Raw genomic sequence first — 22,440 nt, 5'->3', positions numbered from 1 at the left:
AGCCTCCTGTTTCTATTTAGTAATATACCACATCTTCTTCAAGAAGTATAGCTTTGTTCTCTTTCATTTCTACAATATTCACACTGCAGTTTGGCGGAACTTTTCCATGCCAGAAATTTGCAATATCTGCGTCTTCATATACGTTTTGTAAAAGCGCACGCACTGCGCAGCCGTGAGAAGCAATGAGAATATTTTTATCCTGCAATTCTTCTCTGGCAATAATATCCTCCCAAAAATCTCTGGTTCTGGCGCAAATGTGAGCAAGCTCTTCTCCCCCTTTTGGTGCTCTATAATCCTTTGTGTTATGGAAGAAATTATAAAGCATCTCCTGAGGAAGCAGGGAAGAATTTTCTCCCTCCCACTCTCCAAAGCAAATTTCCTGTATTCTTGCATCTTCATAGATGGGAATTTCCCTGTTGCCAAGCGCCAGCTTTGCCGTGTCCTTTGCTCTCTTTAAAGGACTGGTAAAACAACAGTAAAAAGGAATTTCCTTCAGCGCCTCTCCTGTTTTTTCTGCCAAAGCAATACCCTTTTCGTTTAACTCAGTGTCAGAAGCCCCTTGCAGCCTTTTCTGCACATTCCACTGGGTTTCTCCATGTCTAAGAATATATAACTTCATCATTATTTACGCAGCTCAATACCAAGTGTTTCCAGACCATTGAGGATTTTTTTCATGGCTGCATTTACATCTGCATCCTCTAAGGTTCTGTCTTTCGCACGGAAGGTAACAGAATATGCCATAGATTTATATCCTTCTTTAATCTGGCTTCCTTCATAAATATCGAATAACTGGTAATTCTCCAGAATTTTTCCGCCTCTCTGTGCAATAACTGCTTCAATCTGTCCTGCCAATACTTCTTTTGGAACGACCATACTAATGTCACGGCTTACAGCAGGGAATTTTGCAATGCCTTCGTATTTTCTGTCAAAGGTTGCAAATTCTAAAATTGCAGGAATATCCAGAACAGCTACATAAGCTTTTTCTCCGATGCCGTAAGAAGCTGCAACTGTTGGGTGAACCTCTCCCATATATCCAATTACAGTTTTATCATAAATAATTTCTGCCTGACGTCCCGGATGAAGGAATGGTTTGCCTGCGTTTGGATTGTATTCCTCTTTTTTGTGCATACCGATTTTATCTAAGAATTCCTCTACAACGCCTTTCATAGAGAAGAAATCGCCTGCTCCGTACATACCTAATGTGAACATCATTCTTTCTTCCGGAAGCTCTGTTAAAGGTAATTCTTTTGGAAGATAAATATTTCCTAATTCATATAAGCGAACGTCTTTATTTCTTCTCTTATAGTTTGTTCCCAGAGATGTGAGCATACCGTTTAAAGAGATTGTTCTCATAATGCTGAAATCTTCTCCTAATGGATTAGAAATCACAATAGCTTTTCTCAATTCGTCATTTTCCGGAATTAACAATTTGTCAAATACCTTCGGGCTTTCAAAAGAATAACAATACCCCTGAGAAAATCCGTTAAATTCTGCCATATCTCTTGCCACCTGCTCAATACGCAGTTTGAATGGAAGCTTTCCTGTGGTTGCTTCTCCTTTTGGCAATGTTGTAGGAATGTTGTCATATCCGTAGAAACGGGCTACTTCCTCTGCTAAATCTGCCATACGGAAAATATCATGTCTGAAAGTAGGCGCTACGATTTCTCCTGTACTTTCATCATATTTTAATTCTACTCTGCTTAAATATTCTAACATTTCTTCTTTAGAAAGCTCTGTTCCCAGAAGGCTGTTGATTTTATCTGCATCAAAAGCAACACGTACCGGTTCTTTTACTTTTGAATATACGTCTGCCATACCACCTACCACTTCGCCGCAGCCAAATTCTTCGATTAACTGACAAGCTCTGTCAATGGCAGCCTGTGCATTGTTTGGATCTAAGCCCTTTTCAAATTTACCGGAAGCATCTGTACGAAGTCCTACTTTTTTGCTGGAAAGACGAATATTTACACCGTCAAAGCAAGCTGCTTCTAAGAGAACGGTTGTGGCATTTTCTGTAATCATGGAGTTTTCTCCACCCATAATTCCGGCAATTCCAACAGGCTTCTTTCCATCACAAATCATCAGTACAGAGTCATCTAATACTCTTTCCTGACCGTCTAAAGTAACGAATTTTTCGTCTTTTTTTGCACGGCGAACAATGATTTCCTGTCCTTCAATGGTATCCATATCATAAGCGTGCATTGGCTGTCCGAATTCTTCCATAACATAGTTGGTAATATCTACCAGATTGTTAATAGGGCGAATACCGTTTGCAGCCAGACAACGCTGCATCCATTTTGGTGAAGGTCCGATTTTTACGTTCTTTACCATTCTTGCACAGTAACGAGGGCAAAGCTCCTTGTCTTCTACGGTTACTTTTACATAATCGTTGACGTCTTCAGAATTTCCTTTTACTTCTACAACCGGTGGATAAAATGGTTTCTGGAAAGTAGCCGCTGCTTCTCTCGCAATACCGATTACACTGTAACAGTCTACACGGTTGGAAGTAATTTCGTATTCAAATACCACATCGTTGAAACCTAAAGCTTCAATAGCGCTTGCTCCTACTTCTGCGTCTTCCGGAAAAATATAAATACCGTCTTCTGCTGCTTCCGGATAAAATTCTGTTGTTGAGCCCAATTCTTCAATGGAGCACATCATACCGCAGGACTCTACGCCACGCAGCTTTCCTGTTTTAATTTTTGTTCCGTCTGCAACGCTTCCGCCGTCTAATACAACCGGAATTTTATCTCCTTCATGCACATTGGAAGCCCCTGTTACAATCTGAACAGTTTCTGTACCAATATTTACCTGACAAACAATCAGTTTATCGGCATCCGGATGTCTCTCAATTTTTTCAATCTGTCCGATAACAATCTTTTCAAGGTCTGCATCCAGTTTCTCAAAGCCTTCTACCTTTGTTCCTGACAAAGTCATTGCATCTGTATATTCCTGTGCGCTCACATCTAAATCCGGCACATATTTTTTAATCCATGATAATGATGTATTCATTTCTCTTTCTCCTCCTAGAACTGACGTAAAAATCTTGTGTCATTTTCATATAATAAACGCATATCATCAATTTCGTATTTCAAAAGTGCAATACGCTCAAGACCTACGCCAAATGCAAATCCGGTGTATTCCTCCGGATCAATTCCGCACATTTCCAGTACATGTGGATGTACCATACCGCAGCCTAAAATTTCAATCCAACCGGAGCCCTTACAGAAACGGCAGCCCTTGCCTCCGCATTTGAAGCAGGAAACGTCTACTTCTGCGCTTGGCTCTGTAAATGGGAAGTGATGAGGACGGAATTTTGTCTTTGTTTCCGGTCCAAACAGTTCTTTGGCAAACTCTTCCAAAGTTCCCTTTAAGTCTGCAAAAGTAATGTGTTTGTCAATAACAAGACCTTCAATCTGATGGAAGGACGGAGAGTGTGTTGCATCTACTTCATCAGAACGGAACACTCTTCCCGGTGCAATCATACGAATTGGCAGCTTGCCTTCTTCCATTACACGAGCCTGTACCGGTGAGGTCTGTGTACGAAGTACAATATTTTTATTTACATAGAAAGTATCCTGTTCGTCTTTTGCAGGATGTCCTTCCGGAATGTTTAATTTTTCAAAGTTGTATAAGTCATATTCTACTTCAGGACCTTCTACTACTTCATAGCCCATACCGATGAAAATTCTCTCTACTTCTTCCAGTGCGATGGTGTTTGGATGACGGTGTCCGATTTCCATTTTCTTTGCTGGAAGCGTTACGTCAATGACTTCTTCTCTTAACTTTTTCTCTAAAGCTTCTGCTTCTAATTTTGCCTTTGTTTCTTCTAAAAGACCTTCTAACTCAGCTCTTACCTCATTTACCCACTGACCAACCTTTGGTCTGTCTTCTGGGGCAACGTCCTTCATTCCTTTTAAAACTGCAGTTAATTCACCTTTTTTACCTAAAAATGCAACACGCACTTCATTTAACTTATCCAAAGAATTTGCTTCCTGAATACGCTTTGCAGCTTCTTCCTGAATATGCTGTAATTTTTCTTTCATGACTTTCTCCTTTTATTTCTATATTTAGATGCAAAGAAAAAAACTCCGCCCCTAAAAGGGACGAAGTCATTACAATCTCGCGGTACCACCCTCGTTCCTGTCAAACACATGACAGGCACTCGTATCTGTTTAACGCACAGTTACGTCATCTCCTACTTCTGTAACATACAGTTTCAAAAATGCAGCTCCGGTGGGAATTTCAATATCTGTCTGAACTGAGGAAAGCTTACAGCCAATGACTTTCCATCTCTGGCAGAAAACAGGTATCTACTGACACTTTCTTTGCTTTTTTCATATCTGCCCTTTATTTTATCCACTTTCTTATCTGCTGTCAAGATTTTCTTTCATCTTCTTTTTCCTCATCCTCATCACTTTGCAAAAGCTGATAGTATTCCTTTTTAATCATCTGAGCAGCCATCTGATGCACCTCCTCGATTTTCGCCTCAAAATAATGGTTCACCTGTGCGCCCAGCATCACAAACATCATGCAAAAATACAGCCACAGAAGCACTAAGACAATAGTTGTCATACTTCCATACATATTTGCAGCGCCATTGTAAAAATCAATATATAAAGAAAAGCCAAAAGAAAAAGCAGACCAGCATACAGCACACAAAAGCGCTCCCGGAAACTGACTTCTGAAAGTCGCTTTTCGATTGGGAATAAATTTATACATCATCAAAAAGACCACACACAGCGCACTGAGCGTAATCACTACCCTCATACTGATAATCATGGTTACGATTTTCTCCATAAAGGGAAAATGGCTGCTTAGTTCTCGCTGCAAACTGTTTCCGAACACCTGCAAAGTCAACGTTAAAATAATGGATATGACAAACACCAGAGTATAAAACACCGCCCGAATTCTGCTCATGAGAAAATTTCTGGTTTCTTTTACCTGATAAATACTGTTAAATCCTCGTGTCAGCGCCTGTATGCCCTTTCCTGCCGACCACATGGCAATTACAGCAGAAACAGGCACAACACCCAGAGATTTCTCATAAACTTCGTTTACAATGCTCTGTATAAAAGTTTCAAAATTCTCCGGACACACCTGAAGCAGCGCATGAACTACTTCTGCTTTTGTCAACGGCGTATATTTTACAGAAGTCATTAGAACAAGCATGAAGGGAATAAAGGAAAGTATGATAAAATATGCCGCCTGTGCCGCATAAGCCGTTACATGACGCTCGTTCATACTTTTTATAAATTCTTTTGTCGCACCAAGGAAACGCTTCACCATACTTTCACCCCCATCTTCTTAACAATATGAGCCATTGTATCATGGATTTTCCTTCTTGACAACATCCTGCACCTGCCCAAGCTCTACTTCCTGATAGAAATAGTTCAAAATTTCCTCATAAGTTTTTCCCGTGTCTGCCATGCCCTTTGCTCCATTCTGGCTCATACCTACACCATGACCATAGCCTCCGCCTTTTATCTGATAACCGGTCCACACACCTGCCGTATCTGTCTGTTCTTCCATTGTAAAATAAGCGCTAGGAAGGAGCTTTCCCCCTTTTACAGAAGAACCGTCCTGTCGAATAATTTCTGCTCCCAAAGGCGCTAATACAGAACGAATATCATATTCACTATAAAAGCTTTTTGCTCCTTGCTCTGTTTCCACCTTCAGATGCAGTACCGCATCCCCTTCTCCTTTTTCTACAATTTCCACCCTTTGTACCTCTTTTACTTCCGGCAATAACTGCTGTACATTTTTCAAAATATTTTCTTTGGAAACAAGAACCTCCCACTGATACCAAGGCTCTTGGGAGTCGTAAGTACAATCCACACTTTTTAGATAAGAGGCAGGAGACGCTGTTTCCCACACCTCGTCGGTACTAGTTTTTCCGTGAGAAGTGGAGAAATAATATGCCTGAATAGGATTTCCGTCTTTTAAAAGAATTTCTCCTTTTGTTTCCTGCACGGCTTCATTGGCAGACTCCGCCTCTGCTGTATTTTGATATACCTGATAAGAAACACTGTCATCTACCTGTCCGTGAAGCTGCTCTAATTTTTTGCTTTCAAGCTGTACGCAGGCATAAGTCCTTGCACACACTGCCTGTGCTTTTAAAGCTTCTTTAGGATAAGAGGACGGCATTTCACTGGGTACAACTCCGCAGAGATAATCCTCCAAAGGCAGTTCATTGACAAGATGCAGTCCATATTCATCTTCATAAATTTCTAAGCTCCCTTTATAAGAGGGCACACCCTGTCCTCTTTTTAAAGAAGTAAGGGCAATCCTACATTCCTGATTTTCCGGCAAAAACCTCAGGCTGCCATTTGCAAGTTCTTGGCAGCCTGTTTTCAAAGTTATTTTTTCTCCGGAAGAAAATGTTTTCTGAATTACACCTTCCGTTTGATAATTCCCCTGAAATTCCAAGGAAACCTCTGAATGGTAATAGCTTTCATAATCATTTGTCATTAAAACCACACGAATAGAAGGTTCTTCCATAGCTTCCTCTGGCGCTTCTGCCTCCTGCTGTGGCTGTGACTCTTTCGGAAGTTCCGTTTTTGCACTTGCCCATTCATTCTCCTTTTGTGCATACTCTCTTAGAATTTCCTTTTCTGTGACCGCTTTCCTTTCTCCTGCTTTTCCGGCACACCATACAATCAAAATTCCTATAAGAGCAATGAGAATAATCAGGAGTTTCCACTTTAACTTTTCTTTCCAATTCATACTCCTAATATATGCTTTTTCTTCCTTATTCATGCAAAGAGTCAAAAAGGCTATGACATGAGGTTCTTTCGATTGCTTTCTCATGTCATAGCCTATTTTATCTGTTATTTTCTCACAGAAAATTTATAAATCGTTGTTGTATCGTATTTTTCTCCTGCTTTTAATACAGAGCTCTGAAAAGCAGCCTGATTGCAGGCATCCGGATAATACTGTGTTTCCATACAGAAACCGCCCCGTTTACCATATACGCATCCGTCTTTTCCCTGTTCCTGCTCAATAAAGTTTCCGATATAGAACTGCATCCCCGGTAAATCAGTAAAGACTTCCATAACAATACCGGACTCCTCTGAAAATGCTTCTGCCGCTTTTTTCATTTCTCCCTTTTCTCTGGACAGTGCGTAATTGTGGTCATAACCGCCGCCAAATTTTAACTGGTCAAAATCTGCTTCTACATCCTGTCCGATTTTCTTTGGCTTTGTGAAATCCATCGGTGTTCCTTCTACCGGCAGAATTTCTCCTGTGGGAATTGCCTGAGAGTCAGATACCGGTGTATATTCCGGAGCAAAAATCTGTACAGTATGATTAAGCATTGCTTCTGCCCCTGCATGGTGTCCTGCCAGATTAAAATAGGAATGATTTGTCATATTTACCACGGTATCTGCATCTGCGCTTCCCTGATAATGCAAAACAATCTCATTGTCATCTGTCAACTCATAAGTCACATATCCTGTAAAGTTCCCCGGAAATCCCTGATCCCCGTCAGGACTTAAAATGCAAAAAGTAACTGCATTTTTTTCTTCATCTATCTCTGTTACATTCCATACTCTGGTACGGTACCAGTTTGGACCGCTATGTAAGTTATTAACATTGTCATTCACTGCAAGAGGATACTCTTTTCCATTGATAGAAAATGCTGCGTTTTTAATACGGTTTCCGTTTCTTCCAATGGTTGCTCCGAAATGTCCCGGATTTTTATAATATCCCTCAACAGTATCATATCCTAAAGCAACGTCAATTTTATTTCCGTCTTTATCCGGAACTAAAATCTGTACTAAAGTTGCTCCAAAGTCTGTTACCGTAATTGTCATCTGATTTTTATTTGTAATACTGTATAAAAATACTTCCTGATTGTCCATACCTTTTCCAAAGGACTGTTTTGTAATACCCATTTTATCCCTCTCCTGTCTCTTGAAGTTTCCTATGAAATAAAAAAATAAGCCCCGAAAGGCTTTTTTTAATCCCAGAGTGCCGTTTCCTATCTTCTGACTCCTAGCTTATGCTAGGTGGGCAACCGCAACCGGCTCGCTGTCTTCCGCTGCGCAATGACGGCTTGACATTAAATCGGCAATATAGGAATCCCGTTTAAAGTAATGTAGGTTCAAAATAAATAGGATTATCGCACACCCCAGGATTTCATATCATTATTATACTCTAGTATATGAAATTTTTCAACAAAAAATACGCAGTTGAAAAGAAAAAAATCAAAAGATTTTACGCTCTCTTTTCCACGTAAGCAAGACAGATTTTTCTTACTTCTTCCATACGCTCTTTTGTCTTTGGATTTGTGTAATTCATGCGGTCAATATTATGATTGATATAATCATGCTCCTGGATATATCCAAAGCTGGAAGCAAAATTCAAATCAAAGATAAATGCCAGATAGGAAACCCACATGTCCAAATGTGTGGTTCTCTCATTTCGCAAAATACTGCGTTCCTCTCGGATTGCTTCCATAATATTATCAGACACTTCCTCTGTCTCTACGATTTCCTTTGACACATCAAAATGTGCCTCCAGACTTTCCGTTGCTTTCACTCGAAAATTATCCAGTTTATCTGCATCTCGGATTAGTTTGCAATGAAGTAAAATTCGTTCATCTTTCATTTCAGGCAACTGATAAGCAGAATGCCAATAAATGGCTTCCCGAATGATTTCGTCATACTTATCTGTTTCGATAAAATCACGGATTTTCCCTTCTTCAAATAAGACCTGCACTCCAAACTTGGCATGATCCATAATATTATCATCATAGCTGTTGTATTTCTTTAGTTGCTCAAATCTTCCGATATCATGTAAAAGCGCTATTAAAAGAGCCAGTTCCTTGTCTTCTTCCGAAATCTTCTCTCTGGTTGTAATATATTCTGCTGCTTTTACCACACAAAAGGTATGAACTCTTTTTAACTTAATCTTCTCATCTTTTGCATCATAAGCGCTTAAATATTCCTGAAAGCTCTTTCTTGCATATTCTAAATCAATTCCTGACATTTTACCTTTCCTCTTTAAATTCCCAATATTTTCATAACGGTCTCTGCCATCTGTGACACCTGTGCTGTTGTGTTATGACGAATTTCGGCTGTACGAATTTCTTCGATTGCCTGAGGCACGGGAATTTTTGCAAGTTCAGATAATTCATCCACTAACTGGAAATCTTCCATATCTTCGTATTTTTTATCTATGGCAGTCATGACACTTCTCGTAAATTTGAAGGGACTTGCTGTTGAAGCAATAACCGTCTTTGTATTGTCCTGTGTGTCCTTCTTATATTTTTCATACACAGCTTTCCCTACGGCTGTATGAGTATCCAGTACATATCCTGTTTCTTCGTATACCTGTCGGATTGTCTGTGCAGTTTCTTCTTCATTGGCATAATTTCCATAGAATTCCCGAAGCTTTTCCTTCATTTCTTCTGTAATTTCATATTTGCCCTCTGCCCCTAGCTGCTCCATGAAATTACGGTTTTTCTCCGCATCATTTCCCGCAATTTTATAAATCAATCGTTCCAGATTGCTGGAAATCAGAATATCCATTGAAGGAGAATTTGTCAAACGGAAATCACGGTTTCTGTCATAACATCCTGTTCTAAAAAAGTCATACAGCACTTTATTTTCATTGGAAGCACAGATAAAACGGGCAATAGGAATTCCCATTTCTTTTGCATAATACGCTGCCAGAATATTTCCGAAGTTTCCAGTAGGAACTACCACGTTTATCTGTTCATTCTCTTGAATTTCTCCTGCTTCCATCAATCTTAAGTATGCGTATACATAATAGGCAATCTGCGGCACCAAGCGTCCGATATTGATAGAGTTTGCAGAAGAAAACTGAAAGCCTGCGCCTGCCAACTTTTCTTTCATTTCTTTATCATTGAAAATATTCTTTACACCTGTCTGAGCATCGTCGAAATTACCGTAAATTCCCACAACGGCTGTATTTTCTCCCTTTTGTGTAAGCATCTGTTTTTCCTGAACAGGACTTACTCCGTCCTTTGGATAGAAGACAATAATGCGTGTTCCCGGCACATCTGCAAATCCCGCCATAGCAGCTTTTCCGGTATCGCCTGATGTTGCTGTCAAAATCACGATTTCATTGGTAACACCATTTTTCTTTGCTGCTGTTGTCAGAAGATGAGGCAAAATAGAAAGCGCCATATCTTTAAAAGCAATGGTAGAACCGTGAAACAGCTCCAGATAATAGGAATTTCCCTTTTTCACCAGCGGAGCAATTTCAGGCGCATCAAACTTGCTGTCGTATGCTTTATTGATGCAGTTTCTCAATTCTTCTTCTGTAAAATCGGTCAGAAGTCTGCTCATGACCTGATATGCGATTTCCTGATAGCTTTTTCCCAGCAATTCTTTCAAAGGCACGTCTAACGCCGGAATACTGTCCGGCACAAATAATCCGCCGTCCTCTGCCAGTCCCTTTAAAATAGCCATAGAAGCTGTAATTTTTTCTCCGTTTCCTCTGGTACTTCCATATAATACTGCCATTTCTTTCTTCCTTTCTTATGGATATGTATAAAAATCGTGGACACCATGTTTGAATAAAAATTTCAAATCCTTTTTAAACCACTGCACATTGCTTTTATCAGCATAAGCTTCTTCCATAAAGAACAATGCGCCCTTGGAATAATCTTCTCCGTCTATTGCCCGATTTACTGCCTCTCTCGTTTCCTCTGAAACGGTGACCGTATGAATTCTGCCGTCTGCCGTAGGAGAAAACTGGGGACTTCCTGCTACATTTTCCCACACCACCTCTGTAACGGTTGAAGGAAAATCAGGACTTTTCATTCTGTTAAAAATAACATTTGCCACCAGAATTTTCCCTTTTATATCTTCCCCTCCGGCTTCTGCTTCTACAATTTTAAGAAGAGTATTATAGTCCTCATCAGACATGACCAGCTTATTTTCCGTAAAACCAATGGATTTCTCTTTTAAGCGCTTTACTTCCTCAGCCCCTTGATTTCCAAAATCCAAGCGAGACTGAATTTCTCTTTTTCCCATTCGCTGTCCTACCAGAACCACTTCAAAAGAAGTTCCTATTCTCTTTACTGCTTTTTGGGTATTCTGGCTGATTGCAACGCCTTGAATAATAGATTTCAAGCCTTCCTCACGTACCTGTATTTCTTCCTTGGCACTTACCTGTTGAGACGAAAACATGATTGTCATCATCAGCACTGCAACGGCTGCTAATCTTGCCTTTTTCTGTCTGCTCTTTTTATTCATAAATCTTCCCTTTAGTAAGTCCTTATTTTCTCTCGTAAAACATCTCACTAAAATGGATTATAAGCGACACTTTACCGGAAAGTCAAGTTATCTCAAGCTTCTTTAGGTGTTTTGCACGATTTTATCCCATTATTCTCCCATTATTTTTATGTATATTGTATAAATTTAACGGTTGTTTATAGCTGCAACCAGAGCATCAATGGAAGCATGAATAATGTCTTCGTGTACCCCTGCACCCCATGCCAAAGCGCCGTCCGGCTTCTGAATTCCCACATAGGCAATGGCTCTTGCATGAGAACTTTTTTCCAGTGCATGCTCCTGATAAGTAACAACCTCATACTGGAAGCCATAAGCCTTTTTCAGCGCATTGCTCACTGCATTTAAGCTTCCGTTTCCGGATGCTTTTACAGAAATTGGCTTTTGATTGAAACTTGATTTAATCTCTGCAACTACGCCGTTTTCCGATTTTTCAAAATGAGTTTCTTCCACGGTTAGCGGAGAACTTGTATTTTCAAAGGTCTTCTTAAATAATTCAAAGATTTCTTCCGGTAAAAGTTCTTTTTGTCTGTGGTCAGACACTGCCTTTGCCGTATACCCCATTGCTTCTCGCATTTTAGGAGGAAGATTTAAACCAAATTTTGTTTCCAGAATATAGCCTACGCCGCCCTTTCCTGACTGGCTGTTAATACGAATGACATCAGCGTCATAATTACGTCCTAAATCAGAAGGATCAATCGGAAGATACGGCACTGTCCAATGTTCAGGCTGCTTTTCTTCCTGCCAGTGCATACCCTTTGCAATAGCATCCTGATGAGAACCGGAAAATGCTGCAAAAACTAATTCACCACTATAAGGACTTCGCTCGTTGATTTTCATGCCTGTAAATCCTTCATATTTTTCACAGATTTCTGTCATTTCTGAAAAATCCAATTCAGGGCAAACACCCTGTGCATACATATTCAATGCAATTGTAACAATATCCGCATTTCCTGTACGTTCGCCATTTCCAAAAAGTGTCCCCTCAATACGATCTGCTCCTGCTAAAAGTCCCATTTCCGCATCTGCCACACCACAGCCTCTGTCATTGTGCGGATGAAGAGAAATCACAACGTTTTCTCTATATTTTATATTTTTACAGATATATTCAACCTGACTTGCATAGACATGAGGCATGGAATGCTGAACCGTAACCGGCAGATTGATAATTGCTTTTCTGTCACTTTGAGGTTTCCATACATCCAGCACCGCATTGCACACCTCCAGCGCATATTCCGGCTCTGTGCCTGTAAAGCTCTCCGGACTGTATTCAAAGCGATAGTTCTCTCCTGCCTGCTCTGTTAAATCCTTTAAAAGCTGTGCGCCCTTTACGGCAATTTTCAAAATTTCATCTTTACTCTTTTTGAAAACCTGCTCCCTCTGTGCTAAAGAAGTAGAATTATAAACGTGAATAATAACGTTTTTTGCGCCTTTTACAGCTTCAAAAGTCTTTTTAATAATATGTTCCCTTGCCTGTGTTAAAACCTGAATGGTAACATCATCTGGAATAAGCTTTTCTTCAATCAACGTACGAATAAAAGTATATTCTGTCTCGGAGGCTGCCGGAAATCCCACCTCAATTTCCTTAAAGCCTATTTTTGTAAGGAGCTTAAAAAACTCGATTTTCTGCTGTAAATTCATCGGAATGACAAGCGCTTGATTTCCGTCACGTAAATCTACGCTGCACCACACCGGCGCTTTTTCTACATAATCTTTTTCTGCCCAATCCATGCACTTCACCGGCGGAAGAAAATACTGTCTTTTATATTTATGGTAATTCATTTTCTGACTCCTCCCCTTTATATAAAGAAATATTTTCTTAATACAATAGCACTTTAAAGTGAAGCCGTCAATAATTTTGTGCCTTTTTCATGCCAAAGAAAGTGATACAAAAGCCTATTATACTAATGAGCGCAACCAGCAAAAGCCGAACCCCTCCTGAAAAATCTGCAAATCCCAAAAACGCTGTCTTTATCTGTCTGACAAATTTATCCTCTCGAACCGCAAATATAACCAAAAATTCCAATGGCAATAAAATAATAATGGATTTGACTCTCAAGTAATAAATCATCGTTCCCATAAGCTCTGCTGCTATTACAAATAAAATCCCATAGCAGAGCAGCCACAGCGGTGTACCGTATTTTTCCAAAAGCACAGGTGCTTCTGTTCCCTGTACCAAATTTTTCTCTATTTCAAAAAGAAAACGCAAGAGAAATAAATGAAGCATAATATATAGGAAATAAGAGATTGTACCGGAAGTTAAAAATTCCTTTCGTGTCTGTCCAAATCCCACTGCCAACTGAAAGCTCAAATAAAAATCTGCCATAAGCCAAATCATCAGTACCAGTCCCATGCCAAATGCCAAAAAGGCAGTTCCCAGAAATTCTGTCTCTATCTGAAGAAAATAGCGAGCAGGAGTTTCACTGAGAATACGCCCAAACAACCAAAGACCAACAGCCATCGCCAAGAAAAACAACATGTCATTTTTTTCCACCCTCCATTTTAATCGTATACTTTTCATTTTGTGCCTCCTTTCCTATATTGATACTTCTGCTTTCTTCCACAATCTCCATGATATTCCCATTAAACACAGCGCTCCTGCAATAAAAATACCGCTGTAAAGAAGGGGAGCCTGATTAAAAATTTCTACAGAAAAAGAACTTTCCCCCTTTTCGCCTTTTATAATACTTATCACTCCATATCCTACCGCAAATCCAAGAATTGCTGACGTAATCGTCAAAATTGTCATAGAAAACCATGTATGCCTCGTTTGAAAAATAGATGCTATTTCACCGAAAGACTGCGTCACTAGAAAAATGCCTGCAATACAAATTGTTTTCTCCCAATATTCCAAATTTAATTTCTGAAAATCAAATAGGATACTGATTGCAATAATGGCTACTGTGCTTATAAGTTTTACTTTTTGTACATCGAAAAAGCAACTTTTTCTGGTACATCCAAGGGCAATTTTTTGTCCTTCAATAGCATAATATCCATACATCAGTTGAACTGTGGTTACTAATATTCCCACACCTAAAAGAATAGCTCCGAAATCTTTCAGAAATACTTCCCATATCCCCTCAGCAAAAATTTCTTTCTGATTAATTTCTCTTAACAGAAGTATTGCCAATGACAGACCCACTGTCATTTCAACATTATCCCATATTCTTCTTAAAACACTGTATTTTTTCATTCCACATCATCCTCTCTGCCGCATAGAGAAATAAATATTTTCTGTAAGTGCATTTTTTGAAGGGTAATATCTTCTGTTGCTTCCGGTTCTTCCCCTTCACTCCAACGAACCATACCGCCTTTGCTTCTGCCTATCGTTTCCAGCCCATATACCTGTTTTCCCTTTATAAATGCCTCTACTTCTTCTGCTTTTCCACTGATATAAGCTGTGTGCTCCAAAAGCTCCTGAGTATTTTCTTTTAAAAGGATTTCTCCTTTATGAAGAAAAATTACTTCTTCAAACAAATCCTCTGCTTCTTCAATAATATGAGTAGAAATCACAAAAGTTCTTCCACTTTCTGTAAATTCATCTAATAAAATCCGGTAAAACTGGTCTCTCGCCACCACGTCCAAACCTGCCACAGGTTCATCTAAAAAAGTAAATTCTGCCTTGCTTGCCAGTGCAACTACAATGGTGAGCATGGAAGACATTCCTTTAGAAAGCTTAATAATTCTTTTTTTCTTATCTAAATGAAATAACTTTATTAATTGCTCTGCCAGTTCTTCATCCCAATTAGGCAGATATTCTGAAGCAATTTTCAAATATTCCTTTACCTTAAAGCCTGAGATTGCAGAAGACGCCGCACCGTTGATTTCTCTGGCAAAATAAATATGCTTTAAAGCTTCTTTATTCTCCCATACAGACTCTCCGTTTAGCAATATTTCTCCCTCTGAAGCGGGATTTTGAGCAGAAAGAATGGATAATAAAGTGGTTTTGCCTGCTCCGTTTCTCCCGATTAATCCATAAATTTTTCCTTTTTCCAATTCCAGATTTACATTATGTAAAACTTCTTTTTTGCCGTATTTTTTCGTAAGTCCTTTACACTCCAATTTTCCTTCCTTCATTATTTTTCATCTCCTTTATTTGTAGTAATCATCTCGATTAAATCTTCCTTTGTAATTCCAAGACTGGCTGCTTCTGCCAGCATACCTTTTATATAATCTTCAAAAAAATGTTCTCTTTTTTTCTTCTTAATGGCTTCCTTTGCTCCTGCTGCTACAAACATTCCAATCCCCCTTTTCTTGTATAAAATCCCCTCGTCTACCAAAAGATTTACGCCTTTTGCCGCCGTAGCCGGATTTATGGCATAAAGCTTTGCCAGCTCGTTTGTACTGGGAACTTTTTCTTCTTCCAGTATAATATCCTTCAAAATATCTCGTTCCAGCATTTCCTTAATCTGAATGTAAATGGATTTCTCCTGATTTAAGAGCTCCCGCAATCCTTTCACCTCCTGCTGTTCTTTATCGGTTTATTAGTTAGTTACTTGTGTAATTAACCATATCACCGATTATGTAATTTGTCAATGGGATAAAAAGAATTTTACAAATAGACCTTTTCAAAAATTGACAATTTCCCTACTGGCATCTATAATATTTATATTACAATCGTAAGATTTAAAGGAGTCAAATTATGAATACTCTTCCACAAATTTCCGAAGCTGAGTTTGAGATTATGAAAGTTGTATGGAAATACGCCCCTATCAGCACAAATGAAATTACCGAAAAATTATTACAAACCACAAACTGGAGTCCCAAAACAATTCAAACTCTGATTAAACGTCTTGTAACCAAGGGCGCTCTCACTTACAAAAAGCAAAGCCGTATGTTTATTTATACCCCGACAGTAAACGAAAACGAATATATCGGACAAGAGAGTTCTTCCTTTCTGAACCGCTATTATGACGGCGATATTACAGCAATGGTATCCGCCTATATAGAAAATGACAAATTATCAAAGTCAGAGCTGGATACGCTCCGCACTCTTCTTTCGCAAAAACCGAAAAAAGGAGGAAAAGAATATGGCTGATTTTATGGTTCGCTTTCTTATCTGCAATGTACTAATCTGCGGCATCATTGGCATCCTTCTGCTCATGAAACGTATTTTTAAAAACAGTTTATCCAATCGAATGCAATATAATTTATGGTTTCTGCTTATGGGGATTTTGGCTGTTCCGTTTTTACCTTTCCGTCTCTTCAAGGCATGGGAAATCTTTCTATGGTTGAAAAATCTAACTTCCTTTCCTGTGCCCAAAGCAGCAGCTAATATCAATCTGGCTTCCCATTCTAATATTGTCGGCAGCAAAAATCGGATGGAAGATTTCACTCTTTCTGTAAATAGAGAAGCTCCATCCATAATTATCTATCTATTGCTTGCTCTTTGGATTTTTGGCATGTTTATCATGCTTCTATTGGCAATCCGCTCTGTACTTCGCCTTTCAACTTTAAAAAAATCTGCCTTGCCCCTTCAGAGTCAAAAGGTTCAAAAATTGTATCAGCGCTGTTTAAAGGATATTGGCATTTCCAAAAACATTCCTGTATACAGCACCGCCTATCTAAAATCACCTGTCATGGTTGGATTTTGTAAACCGTGTATCTACCTTCCCATCCACCTGATATCAGATGATAACGAAACAGATATTCGATATATGCTGTTACATGAGCTGCAACATTATAAGCACAAAGACGGAATTGCAAGCTATCTGATGAGCCTTGCCGGAATTGTTTATTGGTTCAATCCACTTGTTTGGTATGCACAAAAAGAAATGCGTAATGAGCGGGAAATTGCCTGTGATACTTCCGTTTTAAATCTATTAGACACCGATGATTATGCTGCCTACGGAAATACGCTGATTAACTTTGCCGAAAAGATTTCTCTGACTCCGGTTCCCTTTGCATCCGGCATCAGCGGAAATATGAAGCAAATGAAACGAAGAATTGTAAATATTACTTCTTACGAAACGCCGACCTTACGGAAAAAACTAAAAAGCGCCGCTGCTTTTCTGCTAACATCTGTTCTGCTTTTGGGACTTTCACCCTTTGTCTCTACTTATGCAGCAGAGGAAACTCACTATCATTGGAATACCGCTTCCCAAAACTTTTCCGAAATAAACCACCTCCGTGATTATTTTGGAAAATATGAAGGCAGTTTTGTATTATATGATTTAAAAGGGGATATTTGGAAGATATATGATATGGAGCGTGCCACTTTACAAGTCGCACCAAATTCTACCTATAAAATATATGACGCTTTATTCGGATTAGAAAACGGTATCATCACACCGGAAAATTCCTTAATTGAATGGAACGGAAATTCCTATCCATTCGAAGCTTGGAATAGAAATCAGACATTACTGTCAGCCATGGAAGCTTCTGTCAACTGGTATTTTCAAGCCATTGATGAACAGCTTGGCGCTTCTCAAGTCCAGAAATATCTTCACGAAATCGGCTATGGAAACGAAGATTTGAGCGGTGATTTTTCTTCCTATTGGTTGGAAAGCTCCTTGAAAATTTCTCCGATAGAGCAAGTGGAGCTTCTGACTAAATTGCAGAATAACAGCTTAGGATTTGCACTGAAAAATGTAAAAGCCGTAAAAGATGCAATTCACATATCCTCCTCTGATTTTGGGAACTTGTATGGAAAAACAGGAACGGGACGAGTCAATGGGAAAGATATAAATGGCTGGTTTATCGGTTTTGTGGAAAAGACGGATAATACCTACTTTTTTGCTACTAATCTTCATGCAGCAAATCACGCAGACGGGAATGCCGCTTCGAAAATAACTATGTCTATTTTGTCTGATATGAATATCTGGGAATAGGGAAATATTGTATCTGCTAAGCATCTCGGATGTCAGGGAATACAGCAAAAGAGGATTTGAAAAAGTTGACAATAAAATAAAGTATTATATAATATACTTACCCGGGCAGTTGGGGGACGTGCTCTCACCTATTCCGATACCTTACGGAAGGCGGTGATTATTATGAGTACATATGAAGAATTAAGTCTAATCGTAAGCACAGCCTTGCTGATTGTTGCAATTCTGAATTATACACATAAGAAATAGCCGTCCTGCTCCTGAGAAAAGTAGACGGCTATTCCTTAATAGTTTAAAACTTATTCGCCGAGAGGGTGAAGTGCAGTCACCTTCCGACTCCCTTGTTTAGTGTATTATATGTCAAAGAAATATATTTGTCAAATTGTATCATCCTATAATAATTATAAAAGGAGTTGTTACTATGCCATTTCCAAAAACAAACATCCATACACTGGAAGATATCTATTCCCTGCCGGATGGAGAACGTGCGGAACTGATTAACGGAAAAATTTACAATATGGCGCCGCCAAACCGAATTCATCAGAAACTTGTAATGGAATTATCTGGAACATTAAGAGAATATATAAAATCTCAGCATGGTTCTTGTGAAATCTATCCTGCTCCATTTGCCGTATTTCTGGGAGAAAATACCCCAAACTATGTAGAACCAGATATTAGTGTTATTTGCGATAAAAACAAACTTACGGATAAGGGGTGTAATGGCGCTCCGGATTTCGTGATTGAAATCGTTTCACCCGGCAGTCGTAAAATGGACTATTCTACTAAGAATGCTCTTTATTCTGACTTCGGTGTTCGGGAATATTGGATTGTAGATCCTGCAAAAGAGAGGACCACTGTATATCGTTATGAAGAAGATGCTGCTCCTATAATTATACCTTTTTCTATGCCTATCGCCGTAGGAATTTATCAAAATCTTTCTATCACCATTGCGGACACCATTGCGGAACTTTTAGAATAAAAAGTTCCGTTGGGTGCTATATCAACCACCGGACGCAAGAAAGGAGGCTGGTGCTTATGATTACATACGGTGATTTATTTACTTTTTAATTATACTTTGTGCTGTCATAACTCTTGTTTTGACTATATTAAACCACAAAAAGTAGCACCCCCTGCTCTGGTAAAGTAAGGTGCTACTTTTTGAACCTATCTTATCTGGCGGTCAGGCGTGTACTAACCAACGGTTCTCTTGTTAAGTATATTATATGTCAGGTTGAAATATTTGTCAAATGTAAAAAATTTATAGTTGCTTTTTTATAAAAATCTGATATAATAGCATTTGTTGCGGGGTATGGCGTAGCTTGGTAGCGCGCACGGCTGGGGGCCGTGAGGTCGCAGGTTCAAATCCTGTTGCCCCGATGCTTAAACTTAAGCCCCTTGTACATCAAGGGGCTTTTCATTATGTTTATTTTACCAAATAGCCTCCATCCACAGGAATAATTGCTCCTCCCAGATAATCACTTGCATGTGAAGCTAAGAATATACAACATCCCTTCATATCGTCTCCTGTTCCCCAGCGATTAGCCGGAATTCTCTCTGTAATCTGTTGATATCTTGGATTTTTTTCATCTAACAACGCCTCATTCATTTTTGTTGCCATATATCCCGGTGCAATAGCGTTTACATTAATTCCTCTGGCAATCCAGTCATTACTCATTTCTTTCGTCATCTGAGTCACCCCGCCTTTTGCTGCTGAATATGCCGGCACTGTCTGACCTCCAAACCACGAAACCATAGATGCAATATTGATAATTTTTCCATATCCTTTTTTTAACATAATTTTTGCTGCTTCTTGGCACAAAATAAATACAGAATTCAAATTTACATTCATTACTTCATCCCACTCCGCTATCGGAAATTCTTCTGCGCTATGACGTCTTTGAATTCCATGGGCATTTACTAAAATATCTACATCTCCTCCCAGTTTTTCTATACACTGTTCAAAGCCTCTGTATACTTGCTCTCTCACAGAAAAATCAGCTTTCACACCATGACAGGAAAAACCCCTTTTTTTAAATTCATCCGCTGTCTCAAACACTTTATCAGACGTACCCACAATTACTACCTCACATCCACATTCCATGAGTCCCTCTGATAGTGATAGGTAATTCTTTGAAGTTATCTCCGAATTTTCCCCCACTCCGCACCGTGCGTGCGAGTTTCCCCGCACACGGCGCTCCAACAAAATTTAGTTTGCTTTAACTACTATTTCTAAATTCTCTGCTGATAGCCTTAGAGAATTGACCTTTTTCAGTGCTTTGTCATCAAGTTTGAGAATATCAAGATATTTTGTAATCGTATCTTCTTCGGTAGCATGGATAAGTTTATGTACGTCGGATTTTAACCACACAAGATTTCTATATTCGTCCGTACCACCCAGCTTTTTAGGCTTCTTATGATGGCATTCCATGTCAAATATGCAGAGTGGTTCACCTGTTACCGCACATTTACCGTTTTGTCCTGCCATAAGTGAAATACGGTTATCGTTATATTCCACAGATTTTCCATACTCCTTTGTTTCCAATAGATACTGGATAAGGGAGTGAACGGTTGACAGATTTTTGTGTATAAGCTGTCTGCCTTGTGGAGTATATTTATTAACCTCTCGTGTGAACATTCTCGGAGTAACAAACTTACAACCGTAAATCGGGAAGATTTGTACACCTGCCACAACTTTAGGCTTTCCGCCATAGCTGCCGTAAAATTTCTGATACGTTCTGGACTTTAGCACTTTTTCAGGCAATGGCGATTTGCTATTTTTGTTTCGCTTTGCCTTTTTGGTTTTTACTCTAAGCCTATGCTTTAGGCTCTTGCTGACAACGAAATTGATTTCTCAGAAATCACGACTGCACCCTGTGGCAGTATTATAATAATTGTGCATACCAAGAATCATGGCATTCAACTGACTTACCTGATGGGGTGATGTGTCGTGCTGTATTACTTTGATTTGCTCTTTGAGTTTGGTTTTCATTGCCTTTTTCGCTTTTTCCGAAATATTACTTTTTGATACATACTTCTTACTCTTTTTCGTCACATACAATGCAAAGCCAAGAAAATCCGTTTTCTTTTTACGGACATTTGTGATTTTGGATTTTTCAGGGCTGATTTTAAGCCCCAGTCTTTCCCAAAGCCACTCCTTTACAGCAATGAATATCTTTTTTGCTGTTTTGTAATCCCTACATAGAATCTTAAAATCATCTGCATAACGCACGAAGAAAAATTCTTTGAGGTTGGACTTCTTTAAGGCTTCATATTTGTGACTGTGCGTATAGGGGTATCTTGTGCTTTTGGTTTCCCATTGGTCACTCAACCACCAATCGAGTTCGTTCAGAACAATGTTTGAGAGTAGCGGGCTGATGATACCGCCCTGTGGCGTCCCTTTATCTGGTCTGCCAATTCCCTCAATCTCAGATTTCAGTATTTTGCCGATTATACAGATTAGACTTTTGTCCCGTATGCCCATTGTCCACATTTGCTTGAGCAGCTTGCCATGATTTACATTGTCAAAGAATCCCTTTATATCAACATCTACAACATAGTGCAGCTTGCTGACATTCATCAGGGATTGTGCCCTTGCAATGGCATGGCTTGCCGACCTGTTGGGTCTAAAGCCATAACTATGAGCATGGAACCTTGCTTCACATATCGGTTCTAATACTTGGATAATACATTGCTGTATAATCCTGTCGTCCATACAGGGAATACCTAACGGACGCATTTTATCAGGCTGCCCGACCTTTGGAATTTCTGTTCTGCGTACACTTTTGGGGTGATAGTTTGCAAATTTACTTTGAAAATATTTGACAAACTGTTCTTCCGACCACCCTTTATACTGTGTAATTGTTTTGCCGTCTGTTCCCTTAGTCATTGAGCCTTTGTTGTTTTTGATATTTCTGAACGCTAAAAGTATGTTGTTTTCACTGGTAATAATGTGCATTAGATTATGGAATGATTTTCCTTTGCAGGATTCTTCATATAGCTTATCCATAACATCTTGCATATCGTAATATTCGGCATTTCGCAGTTTTTGTTGCTTTGGTTGCCTCTCTAAGTTCGTATCGACAGTCAAGTCAACCGCCTCCTTTCGGACTTGGTTTCTATTAGTCATACAAGAACCTTGAAAGATTTAGAAATAATAATGAAACTAAATCCTGTCTTGGGGCTGTTGCTCCTTTTCCCATTACAGGAAATATCAATGCTCGTGCCCCTGATTTCACTGTGATAAAGATAGATTATCCCGATAGCGGAAAGCCTGTTGGCTTGCCAGTATTTGCTACTGGCTTTCGATTTTTTCTATCACTACAACATCGGACTGCTGAATCCTTACCATT

General features: G+C 39.2%; 20 protein-coding genes, 1 tRNA gene, 1 other RNA gene and 1 other annotated feature. Of the genes, 4 read left to right on the top strand and 18 right to left on the bottom strand.

Annotation, left to right across the window (positions count from 1 at the left end):
* Positions 1–16 precede the first annotated feature (16 nt).
* The 15 genes from CGC63_RS06335 to CGC63_RS06265 form a co-directional block, all read right to left on the bottom strand.
* The gene (locus tag CGC63_RS06335; protein WP_004222392.1) at positions 17–622 is read right to left on the bottom strand and encodes a histidine phosphatase family protein; all 606 of its coding nucleotides are present in this window, start codon (positions 620–622) and stop codon (positions 17–19) included.
* Entirely contained in the window at positions 622–3,012 is a 2,391-nt protein-coding gene (gene pheT, locus CGC63_RS06330; RefSeq protein WP_004222394.1) for a phenylalanine--tRNA ligase subunit beta, read from the bottom strand. The genes CGC63_RS06335 and pheT overlap by 1 nt, the downstream gene beginning before the upstream one ends.
* A 14-nt stretch (positions 3,013–3,026) precedes the next feature.
* The gene (gene pheS / locus CGC63_RS06325) at positions 3,027–4,046 is read right to left on the bottom strand and encodes a phenylalanine--tRNA ligase subunit alpha (RefSeq protein ID WP_004222398.1); all 1,020 of its coding nucleotides are present in this window, start codon (positions 4,044–4,046) and stop codon (positions 3,027–3,029) included.
* 53 nt (positions 4,047–4,099) lie between these two features.
* Positions 4,100–4,338 (bottom strand) — a binding site (T-box leader).
* A gap of 39 nt (positions 4,339–4,377) precedes the next feature.
* A complete protein-coding gene (locus tag CGC63_RS06320) occupies positions 4,378–5,289 on the bottom strand; it encodes a YihY/virulence factor BrkB family protein (RefSeq protein ID WP_004222403.1) in 912 nt (303 codons plus the stop codon).
* 39 nt (positions 5,290–5,328) lie between these two features.
* A complete protein-coding gene (locus CGC63_RS06315; RefSeq protein ID WP_242648440.1) occupies positions 5,329–6,726 on the bottom strand; it encodes a SpoIID/LytB domain-containing protein in 1,398 nt (465 codons plus the stop codon).
* 104 nt (positions 6,727–6,830) lie between these two features.
* Positions 6,831–7,895, bottom strand: a complete 1,065-nt coding sequence (locus CGC63_RS06310) for an aldose epimerase family protein (protein WP_004222406.1) — start codon at positions 7,893–7,895, stop codon at positions 6,831–6,833.
* Between the two features lie 64 nt (positions 7,896–7,959).
* Positions 7,960–8,141, bottom strand: a non-coding RNA gene (ssrS, locus tag CGC63_RS06305) — 6S RNA.
* 76 nt (positions 8,142–8,217) lie between these two features.
* Complete coding sequence (locus tag CGC63_RS06300) at positions 8,218–8,991, bottom strand: HD domain-containing protein (RefSeq protein ID WP_004222407.1); 774 nt, start codon at positions 8,989–8,991, stop codon at positions 8,218–8,220.
* Between the two features lie 14 nt (positions 8,992–9,005).
* Positions 9,006–10,493 (bottom strand): threonine synthase, encoded by a 1,488-nt coding sequence (thrC, locus tag CGC63_RS06295; RefSeq protein ID WP_089438675.1) that lies wholly within the window; start codon positions 10,491–10,493, stop codon positions 9,006–9,008.
* 15 nt (positions 10,494–10,508) lie between these two features.
* Entirely contained in the window at positions 10,509–11,228 is a 720-nt protein-coding gene (locus CGC63_RS06290; protein ID WP_004222412.1) for a cell wall hydrolase, read from the bottom strand.
* 165 nt (positions 11,229–11,393) lie between these two features.
* Complete coding sequence (locus CGC63_RS06285; protein WP_004222415.1) at positions 11,394–13,046, bottom strand: 2-isopropylmalate synthase; 1,653 nt, start codon at positions 13,044–13,046, stop codon at positions 11,394–11,396.
* A 67-nt stretch (positions 13,047–13,113) separates the two neighbouring features.
* The gene (locus tag CGC63_RS06280; RefSeq protein WP_004222418.1) at positions 13,114–13,785 is read right to left on the bottom strand and encodes a hypothetical protein; all 672 of its coding nucleotides are present in this window, start codon (positions 13,783–13,785) and stop codon (positions 13,114–13,116) included.
* Positions 13,786–13,800: 15 nt separating this feature from the next.
* Entirely contained in the window at positions 13,801–14,457 is a 657-nt protein-coding gene (locus CGC63_RS06275; protein WP_004222419.1) for a hypothetical protein, read from the bottom strand.
* Entirely contained in the window at positions 14,454–15,341 is an 888-nt protein-coding gene (locus tag CGC63_RS06270; RefSeq protein ID WP_004222420.1) for an ABC transporter ATP-binding protein, read from the bottom strand. The genes CGC63_RS06275 and CGC63_RS06270 overlap by 4 nt, the downstream gene beginning before the upstream one ends.
* Positions 15,341–15,715 carry a GntR family transcriptional regulator gene (locus CGC63_RS06265; protein WP_040351051.1) on the bottom strand — a complete coding sequence of 125 codons (375 nt, stop codon included), beginning with the start codon at positions 15,713–15,715 and terminating at the stop codon, positions 15,341–15,343. Before CGC63_RS06265 ends, CGC63_RS06270 begins: the two co-directional genes overlap by 1 nt.
* Positions 15,716–15,906: 191 nt before the next feature.
* Here CGC63_RS06265 and CGC63_RS06260 point away from each other — a divergent pair, with 191 nt between their 5' ends.
* The 4 genes from CGC63_RS06260 (at position 15,907) to CGC63_RS06245 (ending at position 19,468) form a co-directional block, all read left to right on the top strand.
* Positions 15,907–16,302 carry a BlaI/MecI/CopY family transcriptional regulator gene (locus CGC63_RS06260; protein WP_004222434.1) on the top strand — a complete coding sequence of 132 codons (396 nt, stop codon included), beginning with the start codon at positions 15,907–15,909 and terminating at the stop codon, positions 16,300–16,302.
* Entirely contained in the window at positions 16,295–18,094 is a 1,800-nt protein-coding gene (locus CGC63_RS06255) for a BlaR1 family beta-lactam sensor/signal transducer (RefSeq protein ID WP_004222436.1), read from the top strand. Before CGC63_RS06260 ends, CGC63_RS06255 begins: the two co-directional genes overlap by 8 nt.
* Before the next feature lie 418 nt (positions 18,095–18,512).
* Entirely contained in the window at positions 18,513–19,070 is a 558-nt protein-coding gene (locus tag CGC63_RS06250) for a Uma2 family endonuclease (RefSeq protein ID WP_004222439.1), read from the top strand.
* Between the two features lie 324 nt (positions 19,071–19,394).
* Positions 19,395–19,468 (top strand) — tRNA-Pro (locus tag CGC63_RS06245).
* A 46-nt stretch (positions 19,469–19,514) separates the two neighbouring features.
* Here the strand turns inward: CGC63_RS06245 and CGC63_RS06240 are convergent.
* The 3 genes from CGC63_RS06240 to ltrA all read right to left on the bottom strand — a co-directional run bounded on the left by CGC63_RS06240 (position 19,515) and on the right by ltrA (position 22,178).
* Positions 19,515–20,249: an SDR family oxidoreductase gene (locus tag CGC63_RS06240; RefSeq protein WP_052530439.1), complete on the bottom strand. Its 735-nt coding sequence runs from the start codon at positions 20,247–20,249 to the stop codon at positions 19,515–19,517.
* A 48-nt stretch (positions 20,250–20,297) separates the two neighbouring features.
* Positions 20,298–20,840, bottom strand: coding sequence for an HNH endonuclease signature motif containing protein (locus CGC63_RS16105; protein ID WP_330399131.1), 543 nt, complete (start codon positions 20,838–20,840; stop codon positions 20,298–20,300).
* A 102-nt stretch (positions 20,841–20,942) separates the two neighbouring features.
* A complete protein-coding gene (gene ltrA / locus CGC63_RS16100) occupies positions 20,943–22,178 on the bottom strand; it encodes a group II intron reverse transcriptase/maturase (RefSeq protein ID WP_326929160.1) in 1,236 nt (411 codons plus the stop codon).
* Positions 22,179–22,440 lie beyond the last annotated feature (262 nt).

It is taken from the genome of Blautia hansenii DSM 20583, assembly GCF_002222595.2.
Lineage (GTDB): Bacteria > Bacillota > Clostridia > Lachnospirales > Lachnospiraceae > Blautia > Blautia hansenii.
Note: the sequence above shows the minus strand (reverse complement) of the source record. Positions and strands in the feature narration are given on the sequence as shown.